We start from the raw sequence: 21955 nt of genomic DNA, 5'->3' as shown, positions 1-21955 counted from the left end.
GGCGACGGCTCCGAAAAACAGCCATAACCCCCGTACTTTTCCCTTCGTCGCGTTGATTTTCCCGGCCAGATCCAACACGGTAAACGAGGCCATGACGGCGACAATGTAGGAAAAAATAACAAGCGCGGAACGTGCTCCATCTTTTACTTCCTCTCTCGAACCGTGCTGGCGGATAAAGTCGAATGTTGTCCTTCATTGATCTAACTTCTTCTGACAAGGCAATTCAATAGGTCTTTGGACCTTATTGTACATGACGTTAATGAAACATTTCTGAAACGTTCGATGGGCAAACCCGCTCCCCGACCGATACGAAGGGGATTCCGCATTGTGCTTGCTTGCGGAAAACAAAAAAGGAGCCGCGCCGATCGGCTCTCGTTCTTTGGCCGATTGGCGCAGCTCCGCATTCCGATCCGGCCGCAAAACAGCGGCAGGACCGCTCTCCCGGCATCGCGATTTGTCCCCCGCCAGCTCTGCCGGATTAAAGCGGTCTTTTCGGCTTTCGCGAACGGACAATCCTTCGATCGGCTAAAAATTCAACGCAGGCCTCCCCAGGCCTCCGACTTCATTCGCCCGCTACGGCCGGGCGGAAGTGCCGTCGGGCAGCCTCGCCAGCGTCCAGTCCGGCAGCCGGTTGACGCACGGATATTGCGCCGCGAGCGCTTCGTCGATGTCGACGCCGAGGCCCGGCTTGTCGTTCGGATAGGCGTATCCGTCCCGAAGCTCCGGACAGCCGGGGAACACTTCCCGGATCCGGTCGGAAAAGCCGTACCATTCCTGCACGCCGAAATTCGGAACGCACAAGTCCAGATGAAGGTTCGCCGCATGGCCGACCGGCGAGACGTCCCCGGGACCGTGCCACGCCGTGCGCACGCCGAACGCCTCGCCGAGCGCGGCCAGCTTGCGGGCCGGCGTCAGTCCGCCGATCGCGCTGATATGCGCGCGGATGAAATCGATCAGCGAACCGGAGATGAGCGGCGTCCATTCGCGCGGGTGGGTGAACAGCTCGCCCATCGCGATCGGCGTCGCGCTCTGGCCGCGTATGGCGGCGAACCCGTCCAGCTGCTCGGGCGAAAGCGGATCCTCGAGGAAAAAGAGCCGGTACGGCTCGAGCTGCTTGGCAAGCCGCACCGCTTCGATCGGCGGGACGCGCTCGTGAACGTCGTGAAGCAACTCGACCTCGAAGCCGATGGAAGCGCGCAAATGGTCGAACAGCCGGGGAACGCTCCGCGCGTACGCGTCCGGGTCGTAATACGCGCCGGGAAGCGCGCCGGCGGGCGAGCGGATCGTCTGGCCGCGCCCGCCGTAGCCGCCAAGCTGGCAGCGAACGTAGCGAACCCCTTGCTCCATGAATTTCCTCGCGTTCTCTTCGACTTCCCGTTCGTCCCGTCCGTCCGCGTGCCGGTAGACGGCCGCCGCTTCGCGGCATTTCCCCCCGAGCAGCTCGTACACGGGCATTCCTGCGCGCTTCCCTTTTATATCCCACAGCGCCATATCGACGCCCGACAGCGCGTTGTTCAGCACGGGACCGTTGCGCCAATACGAGCTGACCATCGCCGTCTGCCAGATGTCCTCGATTCGCTGCGGATCCTTCCCGATCAAAAACGGCTTCAAATAGTGCTCGACCGCATTCGCCACCGTCAAATACCGCTGGGTGAACGTCGCGCAGCCGAGCCCGTAAAGCCCCGGCTCCGACGTTTCGATTTTGACGACGACCAGATTGATCCCTTCGGGCGCGGTCAAAATCGTTTTCACGTCGCGGATCGTAATCTCTCCCATATCCTGTGCGTCCTCCTCTTCCGATCTTAATCGGCGAACGGCCGGCCCCAGCCGTAGCCGGCTTCCGGCGACACGTCCTCGGGCATGCCGGGGACGATCAGCCCGCCGTCCACCCGCAGCGTCGTTCCGGTCACGTAGGCGGCCTGCTCCGAAGCGAGCCACGCGCACGCTTCGCCGATGTCGGCCGTCGTTCCGGTCCGGCCGAGCGGAATTTTCCGGCCGATCGCCTCGTACCAGCGTCGGACGTCTTCCCCCTCCCGGGAGGCCGTCGCCCCGGGCGCGACGCAGTTGACCCGGATGCCGTACGGCGCCAGATCGAGCGCCGCCGATTGGCTTGCCCGGGTCAGGCCCGCCTTCGTCGCGCCGTATACCGCGTCGCCCGGGTGCGCGCGCTCCGCCCGCGTCGAGGTGATATTGACGATGCTTCCCCGAATGCCCCGCTCGACCATATGCGCCGCGGCGGCCTGCATCGCCAGCAGCGGCGCCCGCAAGTTCAAATGAACGAGGCGGTCGAATTCGCCGGGGGTAAGCTTTCGCACGTCGGAAAACCGTGAAACGCCGGCGTTGTTGACGAGAACGTCGAGCCGTCCGAGCTCGCGGACCGCCTCTCCGACGAGCGCGGACGGGGCCGCCGCTTCGGTCAGATCGCACGGCCGAACGAAGCACGTTCGGCCGAATTCGTTCCGAATCCTGGCCGCAACGGCATTCGCCTGGTCCTCTTCCCCGAAATGGCTGATCGCGATGTCGTAACCGCGCGAAGCGAACGCGAGCGCGACGCCTTTGCCGATCCCGACCGCTCCGCCCGTGACCAGCGCCGTCTTCGCCGTCTTCGATTCGTTCATCCGGTCGATCCCTTCCTTTCGTTCATGCGAACGGTCCCTTCCATTCCTTCGGAGCGCGCCCCGCAGGGCGCGCTCCGGTTCCGCCTTAAGGCTGCCTCTCGAGCCGGATCGCTTTGAACAGTCCGCCGTCCTTGCTTCCGCCGATGCCGCCTCCCCATTCGATCCAGCCTTTCCTACCCTGCACGTCGTTGTCGTTTACGAGAAAGGAAAAGCCGAGCAGTCCGTCTTCCGGCAAAGCCGGCGCCAGCTCCGTCCACGGAAGAGCCAGCTCGTAAACCGTTTCCTTCGTTTCCTCGTTTCGCGTCACGGCGATCCGCGCGTTTTCGACAAGTCCGACGTGCAGTCCTTCGTCCGCAATCCAGCGGTAAAGCTGCGGACCGCTTCCGGTCAGCGCCATCCCGTATTCGAACCATTTTCCCCGTTCGCCCGGCATCCCTTGGGAGACGGCAAACTGAATGCTGTCGCCCTGCCACATCGTTTCGCCCGCCGCGGTTTGCGAGAAGACATCGTCGCGGACGGAGGCGGACAAGTAGAAGTTTTCGTCGTCCCACGTGCCCCAAATGTTCCCGCTCAAATCGTCCGCGCCGGCGTAGCCGTTCATCTCTACCTCGCCTTCGCCCGCGAGGTCGATCGGCGCGACGGCGGCAAAGTCGTCTAGCTGGCCGTCCACGTTGACGGCGCGCAAGGGGAACGGCTTCATGTCTTCCTCCGCGGCGAGCCGAATTTTTCCTTCGAACGCAGAGGAAGGCGCATTCGCGAAATTCAGCTTCAACTGCACGCCGTACGTCTCGCCCGCCGGGAGCGCGGGCACGGGCAAATCCGTTCCTCCCGCCGCGCCGGCCGGGATCGGAACGGATAAGGCTTCCGTTCCCGACCGCTCGCCGATTCGCCATTCGATGCCGCTCATCTCGATCGGCTCGTCAAGCGAATTCGCGACGTTCAGCCGAAGCTTATCCTGACCGTCGACCCGCACATGCTTGACCGCAAGCCTCACCGGGTTCGCGATCTCGACCTCCGTCCGAAGCTTGCCGACCTTGTTCCCGTTCCGGACGATATACCCCGTCACCGTTTTCGTTTGCGGGGTATCCCGTCCCGGGACCGTGAAATCCAAAACGGCCGTCTCGTGCGGCATGACGTCGATGTCGTAGACGGCGCCTTCCACCGAAAGCTGCGCCTGAATCCGCCCGCGGGGCGGCTCCGAATTGTCGACGGCGAGCGACACCGCCAGCGGCGCTCCCGTCGCCGACAGGCTTCCGGTCAGGGCGAACTTGCTTCCTTCCGAGATGGAGCCGATCGCCCCTTCGATATAGACCGGAGATTCGGTCAGCGTCAAATAGACGTACCCGTTCAGCGGATATAGCGTATCCTCCGTCCCCATCAAATCGGTCACCTTAACCGGCGCGTCCGTTTCGATTTTCGCCTGCTTCGGCTCCGTCGACCAGACGACGCGGGCGGCTCCGACAGCCCCTTCGAACAAATAGCTGTGGATCCCTTCGCCGATCGGCTCCCGATGGGAGAACGCCTTGCCCGTCAACTGCCGGGTCATCGTCGCATAGGAGACGTATGCCGGCTTGGGCGCGTATTTGCCCTTCGGATCCTCCGCATTGCGCACGATGCCGAAGTTGTGCTCGTTATACGTTTCGTTCACTCCGTCGTTCATAAAGTCGTACCAGAACAGCTTCTCGACGCCGGACGCCAGCGCTACGACGTGGCTGCGGACGATATACTCCGCCTGCCGGCTTTCGCTGACGCCTCTCGCGTCCGCCTGCGTCGGCCAGCCGATTTCCGTAATCCAGATCGGCTTCGGCCGGCCGCCGTTATACTCCATGATGAGCGCCTGCAGGTCGGCGAGCGCATCCGCCAGACCTTCCGGAGCGCCCGGATACCGGTACGGATGGACCGAAACGACATCCATATAGTCCAAACCGCCGCGGCTGAAGACGTCCTCCAGCCAGTTCAGCGGGATGCCCGCGGTCGCCGCGCCGGCGACCGTAACTTCCGGCCGGGCCGCCTTGATCGTCTCGTACGTCTTTTTCAACAATTCGTAATAATGTTCCGGCTTCGAATCGGCCGGCCCGTCGCCGCGGTCGCCGAAGCCGATATTGAATTCGTTATAGACCTCGACCCATTCGATTTGCTCCTCGAAATGCTCCGCGACCGCCCGTCCGTAATTCGCGTAACCTTCTCTTCCTTCGTCGGAATACGGCGTGCTGTTGTTGTCGTAGAACGGATTTTCATACGTGAGGACGATGAGCGGCTTGATGGCGTTCGCTTCCGCGCCGGCCATATACGTTTCGAATTTGCCCGCGAACGCATACGTCCCTTTCGGCTTCTCCACCGATCCCCAGTACATTTCGTCACGGATGTTTTTCGTCCCCGCTTTTTGCAGCAGCGGAAGGAGATCGGGGTTCCAGGACTGCCCGAAGTGCGTCGCCATGCCGAACGGCGAATCCGGGACCGCGCCAAGATCGAACGGGGGCAGAACGGCAAGGGAAGTCGTCGCTTCCCGGAACGGGTTTCCGCCGCGCAGCGCCGTCACGTTCACCGTATAGTACCCGCTCTCGAGCCCCGCAAGCGCAATGTTCGCGTAACCGCCGCCGGTCGGATCGGTTTGTACGGATACCGGATTGCCCCAATAATCGTAGACGGCCGACACGACCGAATCGCCCGATGTCAGCGCGCGCAGCGAGACCGGCTCGCCGACGGCGAAGACGTTGCCCGGGCGATCCTGCTGGAGTTCCAGATCGGGCACCGTCGCGGTCATGACGACGTCGTCAAACCGAATGACGCCGCTGTTCTTTCCTCCCGTCAATGCGGAACGGTCGAAAACGAAGGAAATCTGCTTGGCGGGCGAATGCCATACGCCGTCGTTCGCGCCTCCCCAGTGGCTGTATTGCGTCCCGCCGTCGAACACGCTTATGGATATGCGCTGCCAGTCGGATGTAGACTGCAAGGAGATTCGCTGCTGATGCACCTGTCCGGTCGCATCCGTCATCCGAAACCCCAGCCGGCTGACATCGGACGTTTTGACCCAGAACGACAGCTCCAGCGCTTCGTAAGCCGGAAGCGTCCGGGTAAGCGCGACGTAGTTGCCGCCGCCTGCGAAGTTCCCGGTCAGCTTGCCCGAGCGCGCTCCGGAACGAAAGGATGCCGGGTCGCGGACGAAGTCGCCCTGCGCCCCGGGAAATTCCGAACCGAGCGACAGCGTCCAGCCTTCCTCGGCCTCGAAACCGCCGAAGACGACCTCCCTCGTCAAGGTTTCGGCGCTGGCTCCGACCGTGGCCGGGCCGAACGACCCTATTGAAGCGAATACGAAGAAGGAGACAAGCAACATCGCGATTTTTTTCGTTCGAGCCGCCATTCTTGTCCATTCTCCTCTCGAAATTCTCAAAATGGTATCGATTGGATTCGATTCGCTAGCTTCAACCCCGGATGCCGCTGAATGTAAAGCCCTGCATGATGTATTTTTGAAAAACGAGAAACAGGATCGCGGGCGGGATGATGGCGTACGTCAGCGCGATAAACTGCACGTCGAGCGGAGCCGCCGATTTGAGATTGAAAATCGCGACGATCACCGTCCACATGCCGCTGTCCTTCAGCACCATATACGGCCAGAAAAAATCGGCCCATGCCGCGTTGACCGTAAAAATCGTAATCGCCATCATGACCGGAACGCTTAACGGCACGACGATCCGGAAAAAAATCGCCAGCCTCGTGCACCCGTCGATTTTCGCCGCGTCGATGAGCGCCTGCGGGATGCCCTCGAAGAATCCTTTGAAAATGATCGCGTAGAAAGCGTTCGCCCCCGCCATCATCCACAACGGGAGAAACGAGTCGGTCAGATTGCCGAGCAGCGGAAAATCGATAATGGTTTTGAATATCGGCACCATGCCGAGCGTATTGGGCAGCAGCATCGTCCACAGGACGAGCACGAACACGAATCTGCTGCCCGCCGGCTTCAACACGGCCAGAAAATACCCCAGCAGCCCGTTGAACAAGACGGAGAAGACGACCGTGCCGGCCGTAAGAAGAAGCGTGTTGGCGTACAGCCGGGCAAAATTCAGCTCTCTCCACGTATCCGCCAGCTTGTCGAGCTGGAACGTGCGGGGAATCAAGGTCGGCGGAATCGCGAAAAACTCCTTGATATCCTTGACGCTCGAAGCGAAAATCCAGAGCGGCGGAAGCAGACAGACGAGCGAAATGATCGCCAGCGCCGCGAGCAAAAGCGCGTACAGCAGCCTGATGCCGGGCCGTTTGTAGTCCAGCTTGCCGATGATGCCGACGAAGTCGCGCGATTTCATGTCGGCCCCCTTTCTAGTCCTCGTTCGACCGCTTGTTGATCCGGAAGTAGACGGCCGTCAGCGCGGCCAGAATGACGAAGGTGATGACCCCGACCGCAAGCGATCTTCCGGCTTCGAAGTAGCGGAACGCGTAGTGGTAGCTCGTCAGCATGAGCGACATCGACGCATTGTTCGGCCCGCCCTCCGTCATCGTCAGCGGTTCGTACAGCACTTGGAACACGCCGATGATTTGCAAAATGAACATGATCCCGATGATGTGCGAAATTTGCGGGATCGTAATATGGCGAAGCCGTTTGCGGATGCCCGCGCCGTCGATGGCGGATGCCTCGTACAGCTCGTGATTGACGCCTTGCAGGCTGGCAAGGTACAGGATGACCGTCCCCCCGAACGCCCGCCACGTCATCGTCACGATAATGAGCGGGATCGTCAGCGAGGAATTTTGCAGCCATTGCGACATCGGCAGCCCGAGCGCGTCGAGCAGCATGTTCAACAGCCCCCCGGGACCCGGATCGAACAGAAACATCCACAGCAGCGCCGCGGCCACTCCCGGCACCATGCCGGGGAAGTAGACCGCGAACTTGAAAAAGGATTGCATGTGCTTCATTTCGTTGATCATGACCGCCACGGCGATCGGCACGAGAAAACCGATGACGAGCGACCAGAACACGTAAAGAAACGTATTGACCAGCGTCTGCTGAAAAACGGAATTGCTGACGACGTCGATATAATTTTGCAATCCGTTGAAGCGGACGGCGTTGTACCCTTTCGTTTCGAAAAAAGACAGGGCGAAGCCGGAGACGATCGGCTGCCAATGAAAGACGACGAAGAAGAACAGGCTGGGCGCGATCAGCAGCCACGAGGGGACGTCCCGATGAAGCCATCGTTTCCAGCCTGCCGCAGCTTTGGCCGTTTTCACGGCCGCCGCCGCCCTGATGCCGGGTTGCGCGCTCATGCCCGATCAACCCTTCGCTTTGTCGAGATAATCCCGCTGGAAGTCGGCGACCGCCGCGTCGAGCAGTGCTTTCGGATCGGCGTTTTCGTCGGTCAGCACCGCCTGTACGACCGCGTCCAGCGTTTTGTACAGCTCCTGGGCGTTGACCGGCTCTTCCGGGCGAATCGTGACGCCTTCGTTCTTCATATAGTCGGACCAAAGATCGAGATTGACGTTTTTGTGCTTTTGCCGAATCGCGTCCTCCGCCTGAACTCTTTCTTCGTTGATCCAGGCCTGCATGCCGTGCGGCCCGACGATCCGGTTCAGCTTCCGGTCGGCGGTCAGCGACTCCTCGAGCCCTTTCAACGATTCTTCGCTCGCCTCGGGCGAAACGCCCTTGATTTTCAGCCACTTGAAACCCGCTTCGATCTGCTCCGGCGTGCTGTTGTTCGCGAACATGAACAGACTTCCGCCGGTCAGGGACACCCTGCCCCCAGGTCCGGCCGGAACGGCGGAGACGGCCAGATTGTCCTTGTTCATTTTGTAGTCGTTGATCGGGTTGTTCATCCAGTCGGACGTACCGAACGCCATCGCGACCTGATCCGTTCCAAACAGGCGGTACATGTCGTTGACGTCGACGAGAACGTTGTCGGGCAGCACGTCATATTTCCATTTCAAGTCCTTCATATATTGCAGCGCCGCCACCGCTTCCGGGCTGTTGAACACCGCCTGCCACTTGCCGTCCACCTGCTTTTCGAACTCGGCCCCGAACGACCAGGCGATCGTCATGAACTGCCAGCCGCCCTGGTTGTTTTTGGTCGGGAAGAAAAAGCCCGCCTTGCCGGTTTTGTCCTTGATGATTTTGGCCGTTTCGGCCAGCTCTTCGTATGTCCGCGGGAATTTGGGCACGCCTTTGTCGTCCAGCAATCCCGCCTCCCGGAACAGGTTGACGTTGTACCACATGCCCATGTAGTAACCGCTTACCGGAACGCCGTATATTTTGCCGTCTTTTTTGACCAGCTCGAGCATCGCCGGGTTGAGCGCCTCCGTATAGCCCAGCCGATCCATATACTCGGTAATATCCGCCGCGTACCCGGCGTTCATGATTTTGGGAGGCTCCGTAAACCACGTGCCGAACAGGTTCGGCAACTGGCCGCTTTCGGCCTTCGGCAAAAACGTGTTCGTGTCGTAAGTGAAATTTTCCGTTTTCATCGATATGTCCGGATTTTCCGCCTCGAATTTCGCCTTCCACTGCTCGAACTGCTCCAGCCGCTGATCCTGCGGTTTCGGCCAATCCCCGTTGTGAAACACGATTTCCTTCGCTTCCTGCCTGCCTCCCGTTCCGGAAGCCGACGGCAAGGCCGATCCGTCCGTTCCGCCGTTTCCCGCGCTTCCTCCTCCGCAGGCGGATAAGGCAACCGTCATCGCCGCTCCCAAAGCCAGCCATCTCCATGTTTTCATGCCTGTCGTTTTCCCTCCCCAAACCGATTTCTTGCTCGCAACGTTGCTAAGTAAATGTTAGCGTTTACATTCGAGAATGAACATACGGGAAAACTGCAAAAAGGTTTAAAATGGTGCTGCGTTTCCTGTTATAATCGAAGTGCTTGAGCAAGCGCTTTCAGGGAGGCGGAAAACGTCATGTTCAAAAAGTTTTCTCGGCGGATCGCGCTCATTACGATCGTTTCCGTTTCCGCTTTTACGGCGGTCGTCGGAGCGCTCGCGTACGAATGGGCGAAGCGGACGGTCGTTTCCGAGTTTGCGGCGATTTCGGCGAACTCTTTTCAAAGCTCGTTCGAGCTGCTTGAGCAATTTTTGAACGCGACCGGCGAAACGGCCAAAATGATCGCCAACAATCCGAACCTGGCCGTTGCCGTCGGCAGCCCGAACGCGTTCGGCGAAGCGTCCCTCCTGCTCGACAGCCTCGCGTACGGCGCCGACTTGAACATTCTCGGCATATCGCTCTACCGGCCGGACGGAACCGTTTACGCGATGAGCGGAATGTCGAATTTCCCCCCGTTCGAGCAATTGGCGGCGGAAACGGCCGTCCGGCGGTTTCTGGACGATCCGGACCTCCAGACGATGTGGGTTTCCCGGTACCGAAACCTTGCTTCCTACTACAACTACCGTTATGTCGAGAACGGTACATTCAGCTTGCTGCTCAAAGGGGCGTCGGTCCGGGAAGCGATGACGGGAACGGTCATGGTGTTCGATCTGGAAACCGTCGCGCTGTTCGACTTTTTCGTCACAAACAATGCCCTTTTCTCGCAAAACCGGTTATTCCTCGTTCGCGACGGTTCCGACATCGTCCGATACGCCTCGGGTCCCGGCGAGGAAGCGATCGAGGCGGACGATTTGCGGCGGCTGAACGAAAGCCCGGGCGGGCGCTTTGTTTCGATAGGCGGCGACCGGCTCATCCTGCACGAAACGATTCTCGGCTCCAATACGAAAATCGTCGCGGCCGTCCCGCTGACCGGCTCGCTCTCCCGCCTCGAGCCGCTGAAAGGAGCGGTACTCCTTCTGGGACTCGTCTCCGCCGCCGGGGCCGTTGCGGCGGCCATTTGGCTTAGGGCGAGCATCGTCCGGCCGTTGAACCAGCTCTACCTGAAAATGAAATCGCTCAAATGACCGCGGCGGCCTTGCGCGGGCGCTCCTCTTCGCCGCATTTCGCCTTCACCTTGACCAGCGAAACGGTGCCGCTGCCGGGGGCGCTGCGGATTTCGACCCCGTAGCCCGCGCCGTACTCCAGCCGAATCCGCTCGTTCACGCTGCGAATGCCGTACCCCCCGCCCTTGTATCGGGCCGGCCTGCTTTCGTCGTCCAGCTCGCGGACGTCGAACCCCGCGCCGTCGTCGCTTACTTCGAACAGCAGCTGATCCCCTTCGCGATACCCTTTGACGACGATGTTGCCGCTTCCCCTCTTGCGGCTGACGCCGTGCTTGATCGCGTTTTCGACGAGCGGCTGGATGATGATTTTCAGCAGCCGGAGCGGAAGAATGTCCTCGGCGATCTCGTACCGGACCGCGAACTTTTGCGGGAAGCGCTGCGCTTCGATGGCGACATAGCTTTTCACGATGCCGATTTCCTCCTCGACCGCGATGTACCGATCCCCTTTATGCAGGCTGAGCCGATAAAAATGGGCGAGCGCGATGACCATTTTTTCGATTTCGCTTTGGCGGTGAATTTTGGCCAGCCAGCCGATCGCATCGAGCGTATTGTACAAAAAGTGCGGATTGATCTGGGCTTGAAGCGCGATCAGCTCCATCTCCCGCTGCCGGTCCTTTTCCTCGTTGTTGCGCGCGATCAGTTCCCGGATGCGGACGACCATGTCGTTAAAGCTGTCTTCCAGCGTCCGCAGCTCGTCTTTCGGATTCCGGTACGGCGCGACATAGTCGGCCGTCCCGGCAAATTGCACGATCCGCCGGTTCATCCGCCGGATCGGCCGCAAAATACCCTTGGCCGCATAAAGCGAAATCGCCACCGCGAGGCCGATCGCGGCGATTTGCAGCAGCAGCGAATACTGCTTGATTTTATTGACGTTCGCCAGCAGCTTTTCGTCGGAGACGATGCTGACGATTTTCCAGTCCAGCCCCAAATTGCGAAAGCTGCCTTCCAGCGGGTAGACGGCGACAATCGAAGGGCTGCCGACGAATTCCGCTTTTTTGAAGCTTTGCCCCGCCTTCATCGCAAGCATTTGCTTATCGAACAAGGTCGTGCCGACTTTGCCGTCATCCGGGTAGGACAGCACGTATTCGTCGTCGGCCACGAGAAACGAATACCCGTGGTCTTCCACGATAACCTTTTTCAGCACGTTCCGAATCGCGCTCTCGCGGATATAAACGACCAAATAGCCGATGTTTTGGCCGGTATAGAAGCTCTGGTATTTTCGCCCCAACTGCAAATAGGCTTCGCCGCCGGCGTCCTTCCGGATTTCTCCCCAAACCGGAGTCTGCGACCGTTCGATTTCGTTCAAGTACGATCGATCCGGGAGTCCGACGCCCGATTGCCCGGAATACGGGTAAAATCGGCCGTCCTTCGTCGCGATGACGACTTCGCCGACGATTTCGTCGTCGATGGCCATCGTGTCCAGGATCGCCGCCAGCTTCGTCCGGGCCGCTTCGCTCTCCTGCCTCCCGCTTTCCGCCGTATCGTAAATTTCATCCTCCGTCAGCAGTCGGACGGAAAGCATATGGACCTGGTTGAATAAAAACTCGAGGCTGGACTCGGTTTTTTCCTGGTTGATTTTTACGTATTCGTACATAAAGTCTTCGACGATCGCTTGCACGGCCGTTCGGGAAATTTGAAAAACGAACATGGAAGAGGCGAGAAAGCAGACGAGGAGCAGCCAGAAAATTCGGCTGCGGACGTTCATGGAACCCAGCTTGAGCATGGCCGCCCCTCCGTTCAATCGTAAAAGGAATTTTTGATATAATCCCGCGGGGTCGAATTCGTATGTCTCTTGAACAGCTGGCTGAAGTAGCGCGGGTCCCGGATACCGACCCGTTCGCACACTTCGTACGTTTTATACCGTCCGCTCCGAAGCAGCTCCTTCGCTTTTTCGATGCGGCATTCGGTAATGTAATCGTTTACAGTTTTGGACGTGGCGTCTTTGAACGCGTGCATCAAATAGGAAGGACTGACGTAAACCTCGTCGGCGATGCGCCTTACCGAAAGATCTTCCGCAAAGTGCGACTCGATGTAGCGTTTCGCGTCTTCCACGGCTTTCACGCCGCTGGCCGTCTTGCGGTTCCGCAGCGCTTTCAGCAGAACGGCGAGATCGCCGAGCAGCTTCTGCCGGCTGAACCTTTCGGACAAACGCTCCTTGCGGATCGTTTCCCCTAGCTTGCAAACGGCGGCGATAAACTTGTCGTTTTCGACCGGTTTGAGCATGTAATCCGAGGCGCCGTGCGCGATCGCGCCTTTGGCGTATTGAAAATCGTCGTAGCCGCTAAGCACGATGATTTTGGAGCCGATTCCGCGCGCCCGCAGCCGTTCCATAAAGCCGAGGCCGTCCAGAAACGGCATGCTCATGTCGGTAACGATAATGTCCGGCCGATGCCTTTCGGCCAGTTCAAGCCCGGTTTCGCCGTCCTCCGCTTCCCCGATCAGCTCGAAGCCGTGCCGCGGCCAGTCGATCGTCGTGCGCAGGCCGTACCGGACCAAATACTCGTCGTCGACGACTAAAATTTTCATCCGATCTTGCTCTCGCGCGTTCACCCGTCCCCCTCCTTTCCGAATTCCGCTTTCTATTCTAGATACTCGCTTAAAACCCTTTTTCAGTCAATACGAACCGAACAAAAAACCCGGCGCGTATAGCCGGGGTCGATCTTCCTTGCGGGACCGTTCTGTCGTCATCCGAACCAGAAGCTGATATAGAGCATCATAAGCAGCCCGAATATAAACGAATACGTCGAAGGCCGCTCGAACCCGTGGCCATGGCTTTCGGGGATGAGTTCCTTGTAAGCGATAAACAGCATCGCTCCCGCGGCGAAAGCGAGTCCGCCGCCGATCATGCTTTCGACGTAGCTGGCCGTAAAATAGCCGGCAACGGCGGAAACGGCCTCCATCAATCCGGTCAAGACCACAATCAGAAAGGACTTCAGCTTGCTTGCGTTCGAACTGATGAGAAACACGGCCAAAATGAGTCCTTCGGGAATGTTTTGCGCGCCGATCGAAATCGCGACCATCGGCCCGAGCCCCGCGTTCTCGCTGGCGTAGCTGAATCCCGTGCTCAGCCCTTCCGGAATGTTATGGATGAACAAGGCGATAATGACGAGCAACGACTTCGAGTCGAAGGACTGAATGCGCGATTCGTTCTCCACGTCGATGTGCGGGATGTTTTTCTCGATCAGGTCGAGAACGATAATGCCGAGAAGCAGGCCGACGGTCAACGCCGCGATTCCCGATTCCTCGATCGCCTGCGGCATCAGGCCGAACGTCGAAGCGGAGACCATGATTCCCGCCGTGAAGGCCACGAGGATGTCCTTCCATTTTTCCGACAGCTTGCGGATGAAAAAGATCGGCGCGGCACCGAGCACCGTTGCCATAGCTGAAATAATACTTCCGATCAAAGCCGACGCCACAACGAAGCTCCTCTCCTTGCAAAAGATCGTCTCGATGGCATTATACCAGTTATTCCCGCGGCTTCAAATAACGTTGCCGCCGTTTTTTCCGCCGCGGTCGGAAACGAAAAACCGCCATGCGTTTGCACGACGGTTCGGTTCGGATTCGGATTTACTTCTTGTTCGCTTCCGTCCGCTCGACGATCATATCAACGAACAGGTCGATCTGTTCGGTAATCGCGATCGGGTCGTAGCGGTAAAACGTATCGAAGTCGTTCATGAACAAATGATTGTTTTTGACGGCGTCCAGGTTGCTCCACACCGCCGATGCCTGCAGATTTTCGAGCGCCTCGCCCTTCTTTTCCGGATCGTAAACGGTCAGGAACATGTAATCCGCCGCATACTCCGGCAGAAGCTCCATGGAAAGCTGCAGCGTCTGATTGTCGTTGCTGTTCTTTTCCGGCATCTTCAGCTTCAGGGCGTTGTACAGCGCCTGTCCGCCGCGGCCCGCGTTGTCCCCGAACGTCCACAGCTCGCCTTTGTCGGTCAGCTCGTAAATGCCGAACGTCGCATTCTCGTCGACGACGCCTTTCAGCCTTTCGCGCCCTTCCGCCGCTCGTTTCTCGAACTCCGCGATGAACGCCTCCGCTTTGTCGGGCGCGCCGACGAGATCGCCGAACAATTCGACGGTTTCGTAAATATTCGTCGCGGTTCCGTATGGAATATGGACGGTCGGCGCGATTTTGGACAACGCTTCGTAACTGTCGTCGTACATGACGACGATCAAGTCCGGCTGAAGCTCCAGCACCTTCTCCACGTTCGTCGGATAACCGACGTCCTGCGTGTTCGCCAGCAAATCCTTCAAAAACGGATTGTCGAACGCGGTCGGCTCGACGCCGATGACGTTTGCTCCGACTGCCAGCAGCTCGCCGCCGTAATAATCGGTAACGATGCGCTGCGGCTTGGCCGGAATTTCGACGACGCCCTTATCGGTCTCGTAGCTGCGGGTGCCTTCCGCTGCGGCGGATGCCGAAGGAATCGCCGTTTCTTCCGCCGCCTGCGATGGCGACGCCGAAGCCGTCGCCGAAGCGCCCGGAGACGCCGGCGAATTGCCGTTGCCCGTTCCTCCGCATGCCGATACGACGAAGGATAACGACAGCAGGATGGCACCCAGGACGAATGCCGGTTTTCTTTTTGCCAACTTGTGAACCCTCCCACCATTCTCGCAATGATTCGATGATCATTTCCGACTTATAGATAATGATAATCATTGTCAATTAGGAATATAGCAAACGATGCGAGCCGCTGTCAATAAAATAGAGCCGCTCCGCCGCTTGAAATTCAAAGCGCGATACGGCAAAATATTTGTATAGCGTCGGCAAACGAACGGCAGAATAATCCTGTTTTCGGAAGCAGACCCGTATAAAGGAGATATGAACGTGTCGAACGAAGAAATCATTTTAACCCCGGAAGGGCTCGCCAAGCTGGAACAGGAATTGGAGGAATTGAAAACCGTCAAGCGCAAGGAGCTGGCCGAACGGATCAAAATCGCGCTCAGTTACGGAGACTTGAAGGAAAATTTCGAATACCATTCGGCCAAGAACGATCAGGCTTTTGTCGAGACCCGCATCCTCACCGTCGAAAAGATGCTGAAGCACGCCCGCGTCGTGCAAAATTCGGATTCGTCCAGCGTACAGGTCGGATCCGTTGTCGTGCTGTACGATGAGGAATTCGACGAAAACATCGAATACAAAATCGTCGGCCCCTCCGAAGCGGACGTCGCCGAGCAGAAGATCTCCTACGAGAGCCCGGTCGGAAAAGCGCTGATGAACAAAACCGTCGGCGACGTCGTCCATGTGGACGCTCCGATGGGGGTCATCACCTACAAGGTGCTGGAGATCAAGGCGAACGCCTGACGCCCGAATGACAGCGCTTCTCCGTCCGGCTTTCGAACTTATAGCTTTTTAAAGTCGCCCTGCATGATTTTGCTGACCAGGCCGCTCCATTTCGGATTGGCCGGGCAGTATTTTTTTGCGATTTTTTCGATCGTCGTCAGTCCTTTTCCCATGTAGCTTTTGGAAATCAGCTGCCCGAATTTTTTCACGCTGTCCCCTTTCGTCTCGAAGCTGAAAGCGCTTTTGCTCTCGGAACCGCTGACGGCGTTCAACCCGAACAAATTGTTTTTCTTCTTTGCCAGATTGCTTTTGCCGTTGCCGCTTTCCAGCTTCATGACCGCAATCGTGAAAAACGCGTTGATTCCGTACTCTTCTTCGATTTCCAAAATCACTTCTTCCAGATCGTAGTCGGCCAGGGCCGTCCCTTCGAAAATCGTCTCGATATGGCGCACGGTCAAACCCGATTTCGATTTCACCTTATGGGTCGGTTTGGCGGGCTCCGCGGGAGGCGACTCGGGTTCCGAAAGCGAAGTCTTGGGTTCCGCGGACGTTTCGGGTTCCGCGGACGTCTCGGGCCGCGGCGGCGCGGCGGCCAGGGCGTCCGCAGCCGCGGCCGCCGGCTCGCTTTTTTCCGGTTCGGCCGGCGTGGCGTATTCGCCGTAGACGTAGCCGCCCGTTTGCAGCAGCAGCCATCCGTTGTCCGTCGTCTTGACGACCTGTACGAGATCGCCTTTTTTAAGGACGTTTATGATTTTTGACGTTGAATATGCGTTCGCGCGAACATTGAGGAAATACGCGGTCACTTCGTATGTAGGAAGAGAAATTCGGGGCGGTTCCGCAGCGGGGTTCGGATCGGAGCGGACGGCGTCGGCGGGCCGTTGAGCGGTCGGTTGGGCTGTCGGTTGAACGGCCGGTTTCGCCTGCACGGGCCCGGGCGGCTCGGCCGTCGAAGAGGATCCCTCTTTCGCCGGCAGCGTGACGGCGAAGCCGAAGGCGGCGGGCAGCACCCCCGCGCCGGTCAGGGCAGGCGATCGGCCGTTCGGCGAACCGGTTTTGCCGACGGTCGGCGCCGCGGCCAAATTATCGGAATGAAGGAAAAAGGCTCCAACTAACAAGATTAAGGTTAACGTAAGCACACTTACAGACAAATAAGCGTTCTTTGTCATTCGCATGCTGCACCTCTTTCTCGGTTTATTGTGAAGCGTCTTTTATTAGGATTGATTGTACATACTCACGGTTAAAAAGCTTGTCAAACGATCAGAAAGGATCGATTGTTTATTTGTCGAAAGCCTATAAATGAGAAGATCTTCATTTAGAACACAAAAAAACCGCTTTTCAGCGGTTTTTTTGAAAACGATGAACGAAATTGCGGAACTTTAGAAGCCGACGGCGGCTTTTTCGGCGTTGGCGATGCCTTCGGCGACGATCGCTTCCGCTTTGTCCGGCATTTGGTTGTGGCCTTCGACGATGACGTTCGTGAAATCGGTGACGCCGAAGAACATCATAATGTTGCGCACATAGTTCAAAGACATTTCGGCGGCCGCTGAAGGACCTTCGGAATAAATGCCTCCCCTTGCGTTAAGCAGCGCGACTTTTTTGTCCGGAATGAGGCCGACCGGGCCTTGCTCCGTATACTTGAACGTTTTGCCCGCTTGGTAAATGTAGTCGATGTACGTGTGCAGAACGGCCGGAATCGTCAAGTTCCAAAGCGGGAAGCCGAAAACGACTTTGTCCGCGGCGAGAAATTGATCGATATATTTGCCCGCTACCTCGACGGCCGCTTGCTCCGCCGGCGTCAGTTCCATCCCTCGTGCAGCCTTGAAATTCCCGCTGATCATATCCGAGTTCATGTACGGCAGTTCTTCTTTAAACAGGTCGAGTTCGATGATCGTATCTTCCGGATGGCTTTTCCGGTAGCTGTCCAGAAACGCGTGATACAGCTTCACGCTGACGGCTTGTTCGATCGGCCGGTCGTTTGCTTTTACGAACAATACGGTACTCATAAATCGTTCCCTCCAACATCCCTAATCTTTTTATTTGTTACTTTCTTTATTTTATATAGTTCGTTGCCGCCGTTCATCGGAAATTAGACCGAAAATAGGCGCAAAAAAAAATCCGCCGAAGGCGGAGGACCGGTCTTACGACCAAGGTCTGAGACGGTCGTATTCGTTTGTGCGCTATTCCCTGTCGCCGAGCTTTTGCACCGCATAGAGCGCCGCCTGCGTCCGGTCCGCGAGCTGAAGCTTGCTCAAAATGCTGCTGACATGGGTTTTGACCGTTTTTTCGGCGACGACCAAATCCCGCGCGATTTCTTTATTGCTCAAGCCTTTCGTCAGCAGGCGCAGCACTTCCGTTTCTCTCGGCGTGAGCGTTTCGATCGCCTCGCGGCTTTGAAGCTCGGTCATCGGGGCAAGCCCGGGCGACAGTTGGGAAAGAAGCGCTTCGGCGATGTCGGGATGCAGCTGGATATTTCCTTTATACGCGCTTCGGATCGCTTCGGCCAGCTGGTCGGGCTCCGCGTCCTTCAGCATGTAGCCGACCGCTCCCGTCCGCAGCGCGGGCACGATGTGGCTGCGATCAGAAAAGCTGGTCAGGACGAGCACCTTTATTTCCGGATGCCGCTCCCCGATGATGGAGCTGGCCTCGATTCCGTCCATTACCGGCATGTTCAAATCCATGAGCACGATATCCGGCCGCAGCTGCTCGGCCTTTTCCACCGCTTCCTGCCCGTTCTGCGCTTCCCCGACGATTTCGAAGTCGGGCTGCATGTTCAAAAAGAAAGAAATGCCCTTCAAGACGATCTGATGATCGTCGGCGAGTAAAATTTTGATTTTCACCGTTGCTCCCTTTCTTCGATGCACTTCGCTTCAATGACGTTGACGGGAATGGTCACTTTGACGACCGTCGGCTTGCCTTCCGCGCTTTCAATCGAAAGTTCCCCGCCGAGCGCTTCCGCCCGTTCGCGCATCGACCTCATGCCGAGCGAGTATCCTCCGGGTGTCTTATGCGGGACGAACCCTTTGCCCTTGTCCATAATTTCCATCGTGGCGGATCGCTCCGACTTTTTTAGCCGAATGTAAGCGGCGTTCGCTCCCGAATGTTTTTTGACGTTGTTGAGCGCTTCCTGCCCGATGCGCCAAAGCGCCTCCTCGATCGATCGGGGCAGCGATTTGACGCCCTCCGCCCGCTCGTACACGATCAGGTCGATTTCCTGTCCGTACCGCTTCAACGCCGGCAGCAGCCCGTTCTCCAGACCGGCCGGATGAAGCTGCCAGATGAGCGCCCGCATTTCCTTCAGCACGTCCTGAGACAAATGCCGGATTTCCTGCAGCGACTGCAAGACGACCGGCTCCCGATCGCCGAGCACCGTTTCCGCTCCCTTCGCGAGAAACGAAAGCGAGAACACCTTCTGCATGACCGAATCGTGCAAATCGCGCGCGACGCGGTTTCGCTCTTCCATGCGCGCGAGCTCGCTGCGTTCCTCGTACAGGCGCAAATTTTCCACGCTTAGCGTAAAATGGTCGCCGAGCGAATACATGAAATCTTTGTGGCACTCGTCGAATTGGCGCGGATTCGGACTGCCGATGAACAGGACGCCAAGCGAATGATTTCGGATGCGAAGCGGAATCGCGGCGGCCGACGCGAACGGGGGGATTCCCCCGTCAATCGCTCCGCTTTCGGCCGCACTGCCGTTTTCCGGGAGGACGACGAGCCGGTTGTCGAGGTAAGCCTCGTGGACCGGTCCGGCCAATTCCGCGGGCAAAGGCGTCCAGCCGGCTTTGGCCCTGGCGTCCGCATATTGCGCATGCAGCGCAAGCTGCCGGCCTTCGGCGAGAAATAGCGACACGTGGGCCCAGCCGAACGTTTTCCCGATAATGTTGACCGCCTGCGCCGGAAGCTCGCGGATATCCTGGATGGAGTGAAATTCCTGAATGACGTCGCCAAGCTTCGCGTACAAATACGCGCTCCGCTCTTGCGCCTGATACAGCCGGATCCGCTTGATGGCGGTTCCGATCTGCAGCGCGACCGCCTCCAGCAGGGACAGCTCGCGCTTCGAGAACCGTTCTTTTCCCGCTTCCGCGACATTGAGCACGCCGAACCGGTCTTCCCCCGCGACGAGAGGAACGGTCGCGTGATGCGATACGCCGGCCGTATCGCCGAGCTTGTGCTCCACCGCGTAGGCGATGCGCGAACATTCGATAATGTTTACCGCGCGATGCAGCCGGTTTTGCCGGAACCGCTCCATGCACCAGCATTCGTCTCCGCACATGACCGCCCTTCCGTCGGCTTCGAGGGCGGGCGGGAGATGGCGGGCGGCCGCGCAGCCGTCGTTGCGGACGTCGTCGAGCAAAAAAATCCAGCCCGTCGAAAAACTCGTCACCTTCAACAGCTTGTCCAGCGCTTCGTTCAGCATATGATCCATATCGTTGGTCGTATTGATCAGTTCGGCGATTTCCTTGAGCGCCGCCAGCTCGTTTTCGCGTATTTCTCCGGTCATGCCGCGCACTCCCCCCTTGCCTGGCGTTTTAATCAAGGAGCTCCTTGACGACGTTCGGAGGTTGGCGGCCGCCGAGCGCGGCGACCAGATTTTCGGCGGCGAGCCGGGCCATGTCCGTTCTCGTGCTTTGCGTAGCCGAGCCGATGTGCGGCAGCAGCACGGCGTTGGGAAGCTTCGTCAGCGGATGGCTGTCCGATATCGGTTCTTCCTGATAGACGTCGAGCCCCGCCGCATAAATCCGGCGGTCGCGCAGCGCTTCGAACAGCGCTTGCTCGTCAACGGTTTCGCCGCGGGACGCGTTGACGAAGACGGCCGTTTTTTTCATGAGGTCGAATTCATTTTTCCCGATCAAATGGCGCGTATCCGCCGTAAGCGGCGTCATCAGCACGATAAAATCGGCTTCCGCAAGCAGCTCCTCCATTGTCCGGTACCGCGCGCCCAGCTCCGCCTCCGCATCGGGCTTGCGGGTACGGTTATAATAAAGGACGTTCATGCCGAAGCCCCATTTGCCTCTCCGCGCCACCGCTTCGCCGATCCTCCCCATTCCGATAATGCCGAGGGTGCGGTGATGGACGTCGAGTCCGAACAGGCTCGAGCCGTCGGCCGGCGACCATCGTCCCGCCCGAATCCGGGCGTCCAAATCGGCAAACCGCCGCGCGGCGGCCAGCATGAGGCCGAAGATCAGATCGGCGACCGTTTCGTCGAGGACGCCTGGCGTATTGGTTCCGACGATGCCCCGCCTCTTCATTTCGCCGATGTCGAAGTTGTTGTACCCGACGCCGATGTTGCTGATCGCCTTAAGGTTCGGCGCATGATCGAGCTTTTCCCGGGTGATTTTATCGGACGTTGTCGTCAACAGGCCGTCGGCTTCCGCTAGCCGCCGCAAATATTGTTCCTCGGGAATGGGAACGGAATCGTTCCACATGAAATAATCGCAATGCTCCGCTATGTAAGTTTCGACCTCGGGCGGGACCGCCCTGGGAATAAAAACGCGAGGCTTCAATCCGATCAGCTCCTCCGAATAGGCTCCTGTTTCGTTCGACTCTAATGTACCGCTCGGGCGGCCGTTTCGCAAGCCGGGAGGCGGATGTCCGTGGACTCGGCCGATCGCGTATAGTAAAATGTTCTTCACAGCGGATAACAAATTTTGGGAACGCTCGCATCCAAACGGGGGGGGGGGGGTTAAACGGTGCAAGCGCACGAGATCATGGTCGCCCGCGTCTATAAAGCGAAGGAAACGGACTCCGTCCGCTCCGTCATCGAGAAGTTCATCGAGTTCCGTATCGGCGGGATGCCCGTCGTGAACGAGCGGAACGAAATCGTCGCCTACATTAGCGACGGGGACATCATGCGCTATTTGGGCCGAAACCGCAATTCGATCAGCGACTTCGTCTATGCTTACGCAACGTTCAACGGCTTTGCGGACAGCTTCGACGACCGCACCCGAAGCCTGCTCGAAACGAACGTCATGGCCATCGCCCGCAAAAAGGTCATAACGGTGGCCTGGGACGAGGAAATCGAAAATATCGCGGCGATTCTGGGGAAAAAGCAAATCAAAAAAGTGCCCGTCGAACGCAAAGGGGCGCTGGTCGGCATCATCAGCCGCGGCGACGTCATTCGCCATGTGTTCAAGCCTTGAAGAGCCGCCGCGCG

18 protein-coding genes are annotated in these 21955 nt (G+C 58.5%); 3 read left to right on the top strand and 15 right to left on the bottom strand.

The window, feature by feature from the left end; translation table 11 throughout:
* Positions 1 to 573 precede the first annotated feature (573 nt).
* From B7E11_RS22750 to B7E11_RS22725, 6 genes are all read right to left on the bottom strand, one after another.
* Positions 574 to 1776: an enolase C-terminal domain-like protein gene (locus B7E11_RS22750; protein WP_080839154.1), complete on the bottom strand. Its 1203-nt coding sequence runs from the start codon at positions 1774 to 1776 to the stop codon at positions 574 to 576.
* Positions 1777 to 1802: 26 nt separating this feature from the next.
* Positions 1803 to 2618, bottom strand: a complete 816-nt coding sequence (locus tag B7E11_RS22745) for an SDR family NAD(P)-dependent oxidoreductase (protein ID WP_080839153.1) — start codon at positions 2616 to 2618, stop codon at positions 1803 to 1805.
* An 85-nt stretch (positions 2619 to 2703) separates the two neighbouring features.
* Positions 2704 to 5979 (bottom strand): sugar-binding protein, encoded by a 3276-nt coding sequence (locus B7E11_RS22740; RefSeq protein WP_080839152.1) that lies wholly within the window; start codon positions 5977 to 5979, stop codon positions 2704 to 2706.
* A gap of 61 nt (positions 5980 to 6040) precedes the next feature.
* On the bottom strand, positions 6041 to 6919 hold the full coding sequence (locus B7E11_RS22735; protein ID WP_080839150.1) for a carbohydrate ABC transporter permease: 879 nt from the start codon (positions 6917 to 6919) through the stop codon (positions 6041 to 6043).
* Between the two features lie 13 nt (positions 6920 to 6932).
* Entirely contained in the window at positions 6933 to 7871 is a 939-nt protein-coding gene (locus B7E11_RS22730; protein WP_080839149.1) for a carbohydrate ABC transporter permease, read from the bottom strand.
* 6 nt (positions 7872 to 7877) lie between these two features.
* Positions 7878 to 9311 carry an ABC transporter substrate-binding protein gene (locus B7E11_RS22725; protein WP_080839148.1) on the bottom strand — a complete coding sequence of 478 codons (1434 nt, stop codon included), beginning with the start codon at positions 9309 to 9311 and terminating at the stop codon, positions 7878 to 7880.
* A 177-nt stretch (positions 9312 to 9488) separates the two neighbouring features.
* On the opposite strand from B7E11_RS22725, the gene B7E11_RS22720 reads away from it, so the two are divergent.
* Positions 9489 to 10475: a sensor histidine kinase gene (locus B7E11_RS22720; RefSeq protein ID WP_080839146.1), complete on the top strand. Its 987-nt coding sequence runs from the start codon at positions 9489 to 9491 to the stop codon at positions 10473 to 10475.
* On the opposite strand, the gene B7E11_RS22715 is transcribed toward B7E11_RS22720, so the two are convergent.
* From B7E11_RS22715 to B7E11_RS22700, 4 genes are all read right to left on the bottom strand, one after another.
* Entirely contained in the window at positions 10468 to 12237 is a 1770-nt protein-coding gene (locus B7E11_RS22715; protein WP_080839145.1) for a sensor histidine kinase, read from the bottom strand. The genes B7E11_RS22720 and B7E11_RS22715 overlap by 8 nt on opposite strands.
* Before the next feature lie 14 nt (positions 12238 to 12251).
* Positions 12252 to 13064: a response regulator transcription factor gene (locus B7E11_RS22710; RefSeq protein ID WP_080839142.1), complete on the bottom strand. Its 813-nt coding sequence runs from the start codon at positions 13062 to 13064 to the stop codon at positions 12252 to 12254.
* A gap of 134 nt (positions 13065 to 13198) precedes the next feature.
* Entirely contained in the window at positions 13199 to 13930 is a 732-nt protein-coding gene (locus B7E11_RS22705; RefSeq protein ID WP_080839140.1) for a ZIP family metal transporter, read from the bottom strand.
* 151 nt (positions 13931 to 14081) lie between these two features.
* The gene (locus tag B7E11_RS22700) at positions 14082 to 15110 is read right to left on the bottom strand and encodes an iron-hydroxamate ABC transporter substrate-binding protein (RefSeq protein ID WP_080839138.1); all 1029 of its coding nucleotides are present in this window, start codon (positions 15108 to 15110) and stop codon (positions 14082 to 14084) included.
* A 238-nt stretch (positions 15111 to 15348) separates the two neighbouring features.
* On the opposite strand from B7E11_RS22700, the gene greA reads away from it, so the two are divergent.
* Positions 15349 to 15825 (top strand): transcription elongation factor GreA, encoded by a 477-nt coding sequence (gene greA, locus B7E11_RS22695; protein ID WP_080840943.1) that lies wholly within the window; start codon positions 15349 to 15351, stop codon positions 15823 to 15825.
* 38 nt (positions 15826 to 15863) lie between these two features.
* Here the strand turns inward: greA and B7E11_RS22690 are convergent, their stop codons facing one another.
* From B7E11_RS22690 to B7E11_RS22670, 5 genes are all read right to left on the bottom strand, one after another.
* On the bottom strand, positions 15864 to 16976 hold the full coding sequence (locus B7E11_RS22690; RefSeq protein WP_080839137.1) for a glucosaminidase domain-containing protein: 1113 nt from the start codon (positions 16974 to 16976) through the stop codon (positions 15864 to 15866).
* 204 nt (positions 16977 to 17180) lie between these two features.
* Complete coding sequence (locus B7E11_RS22685) at positions 17181 to 17807, bottom strand: FMN-dependent NADH-azoreductase (protein WP_080839136.1); 627 nt, start codon at positions 17805 to 17807, stop codon at positions 17181 to 17183.
* Positions 17808 to 17981: 174 nt separating this feature from the next.
* The gene (locus tag B7E11_RS22680) at positions 17982 to 18641 is read right to left on the bottom strand and encodes a response regulator (protein WP_080839134.1); all 660 of its coding nucleotides are present in this window, start codon (positions 18639 to 18641) and stop codon (positions 17982 to 17984) included.
* Positions 18638 to 20302, bottom strand: a complete 1665-nt coding sequence (locus tag B7E11_RS22675; RefSeq protein WP_080839132.1) for a GAF domain-containing sensor histidine kinase — start codon at positions 20300 to 20302, stop codon at positions 18638 to 18640. Before B7E11_RS22675 ends, B7E11_RS22680 begins: the two co-directional genes overlap by 4 nt.
* 28 nt (positions 20303 to 20330) lie before the next feature.
* Positions 20331 to 21305: a 2-hydroxyacid dehydrogenase gene (locus tag B7E11_RS22670; RefSeq protein WP_080839130.1), complete on the bottom strand. Its 975-nt coding sequence runs from the start codon at positions 21303 to 21305 to the stop codon at positions 20331 to 20333.
* A 186-nt stretch (positions 21306 to 21491) separates the two neighbouring features.
* On the opposite strand from B7E11_RS22670, the gene B7E11_RS22665 reads away from it, so the two are divergent.
* Positions 21492 to 21941 (top strand): CBS domain-containing protein, encoded by a 450-nt coding sequence (locus B7E11_RS22665; protein WP_080839128.1) that lies wholly within the window; start codon positions 21492 to 21494, stop codon positions 21939 to 21941.
* Positions 21942 to 21955: the final 14 nt, after the last annotated feature.

This window comes from Cohnella massiliensis (assembly GCF_900169535.1).
Classification (GTDB): Bacteria; Bacillota; Bacilli; order Paenibacillales; family Paenibacillaceae; genus Cohnella; species Cohnella algarum.
Note: the sequence above shows the minus strand (reverse complement) of the source record. Positions and strands in the feature narration are given on the sequence as shown.

What these genes read in the sequence shown, in the direction of transcription:
- B7E11_RS22750 (WP_080839154.1), bottom strand. Translation starts at nt 1,776, where the DNA reads ATGGGAGAGATTACGATCCGCGACGTGAAAACGATTTTGACCGCGCCC.
- B7E11_RS22745 (WP_080839153.1), bottom strand. Translation starts at nt 2,618, where the DNA reads ATGAACGAATCGAAGACGGCGAAGACGGCGCTGGTCACGGGCGGAGCG.
- B7E11_RS22740 (WP_080839152.1), bottom strand. Translation starts at nt 5,979, where the DNA reads ATGGCGGCTCGAACGAAAAAAATCGCGATGTTGCTTGTCTCCTTCTTC.
- B7E11_RS22735 (WP_080839150.1), bottom strand. Translation starts at nt 6,919, where the DNA reads ATGAAATCGCGCGACTTCGTCGGCATCATCGGCAAGCTGGACTACAAA.
- B7E11_RS22730 (WP_080839149.1), bottom strand. Translation starts at nt 7,871, where the DNA reads ATGAGCGCGCAACCCGGCATCAGGGCGGCGGCGGCCGTGAAAACGGCC.
- B7E11_RS22725 (WP_080839148.1), bottom strand. Translation starts at nt 9,311, where the DNA reads ATGAAAACATGGAGATGGCTGGCTTTGGGAGCGGCGATGACGGTTGCC.
- B7E11_RS22720 (WP_080839146.1), top strand. Translation starts at nt 9,489, where the DNA reads ATGTTCAAAAAGTTTTCTCGGCGGATCGCGCTCATTACGATCGTTTCC.
- B7E11_RS22715 (WP_080839145.1), bottom strand. Translation starts at nt 12,237, where the DNA reads ATGCTCAAGCTGGGTTCCATGAACGTCCGCAGCCGAATTTTCTGGCTG.
- B7E11_RS22690 (WP_080839137.1), bottom strand. Translation starts at nt 16,976, where the DNA reads ATGCGAATGACAAAGAACGCTTATTTGTCTGTAAGTGTGCTTACGTTA.
- B7E11_RS22685 (WP_080839136.1), bottom strand. Translation starts at nt 17,807, where the DNA reads ATGAGTACCGTATTGTTCGTAAAAGCAAACGACCGGCCGATCGAACAA.
- B7E11_RS22675 (WP_080839132.1), bottom strand. Translation starts at nt 20,302, where the DNA reads ATGACCGGAGAAATACGCGAAAACGAGCTGGCGGCGCTCAAGGAAATC.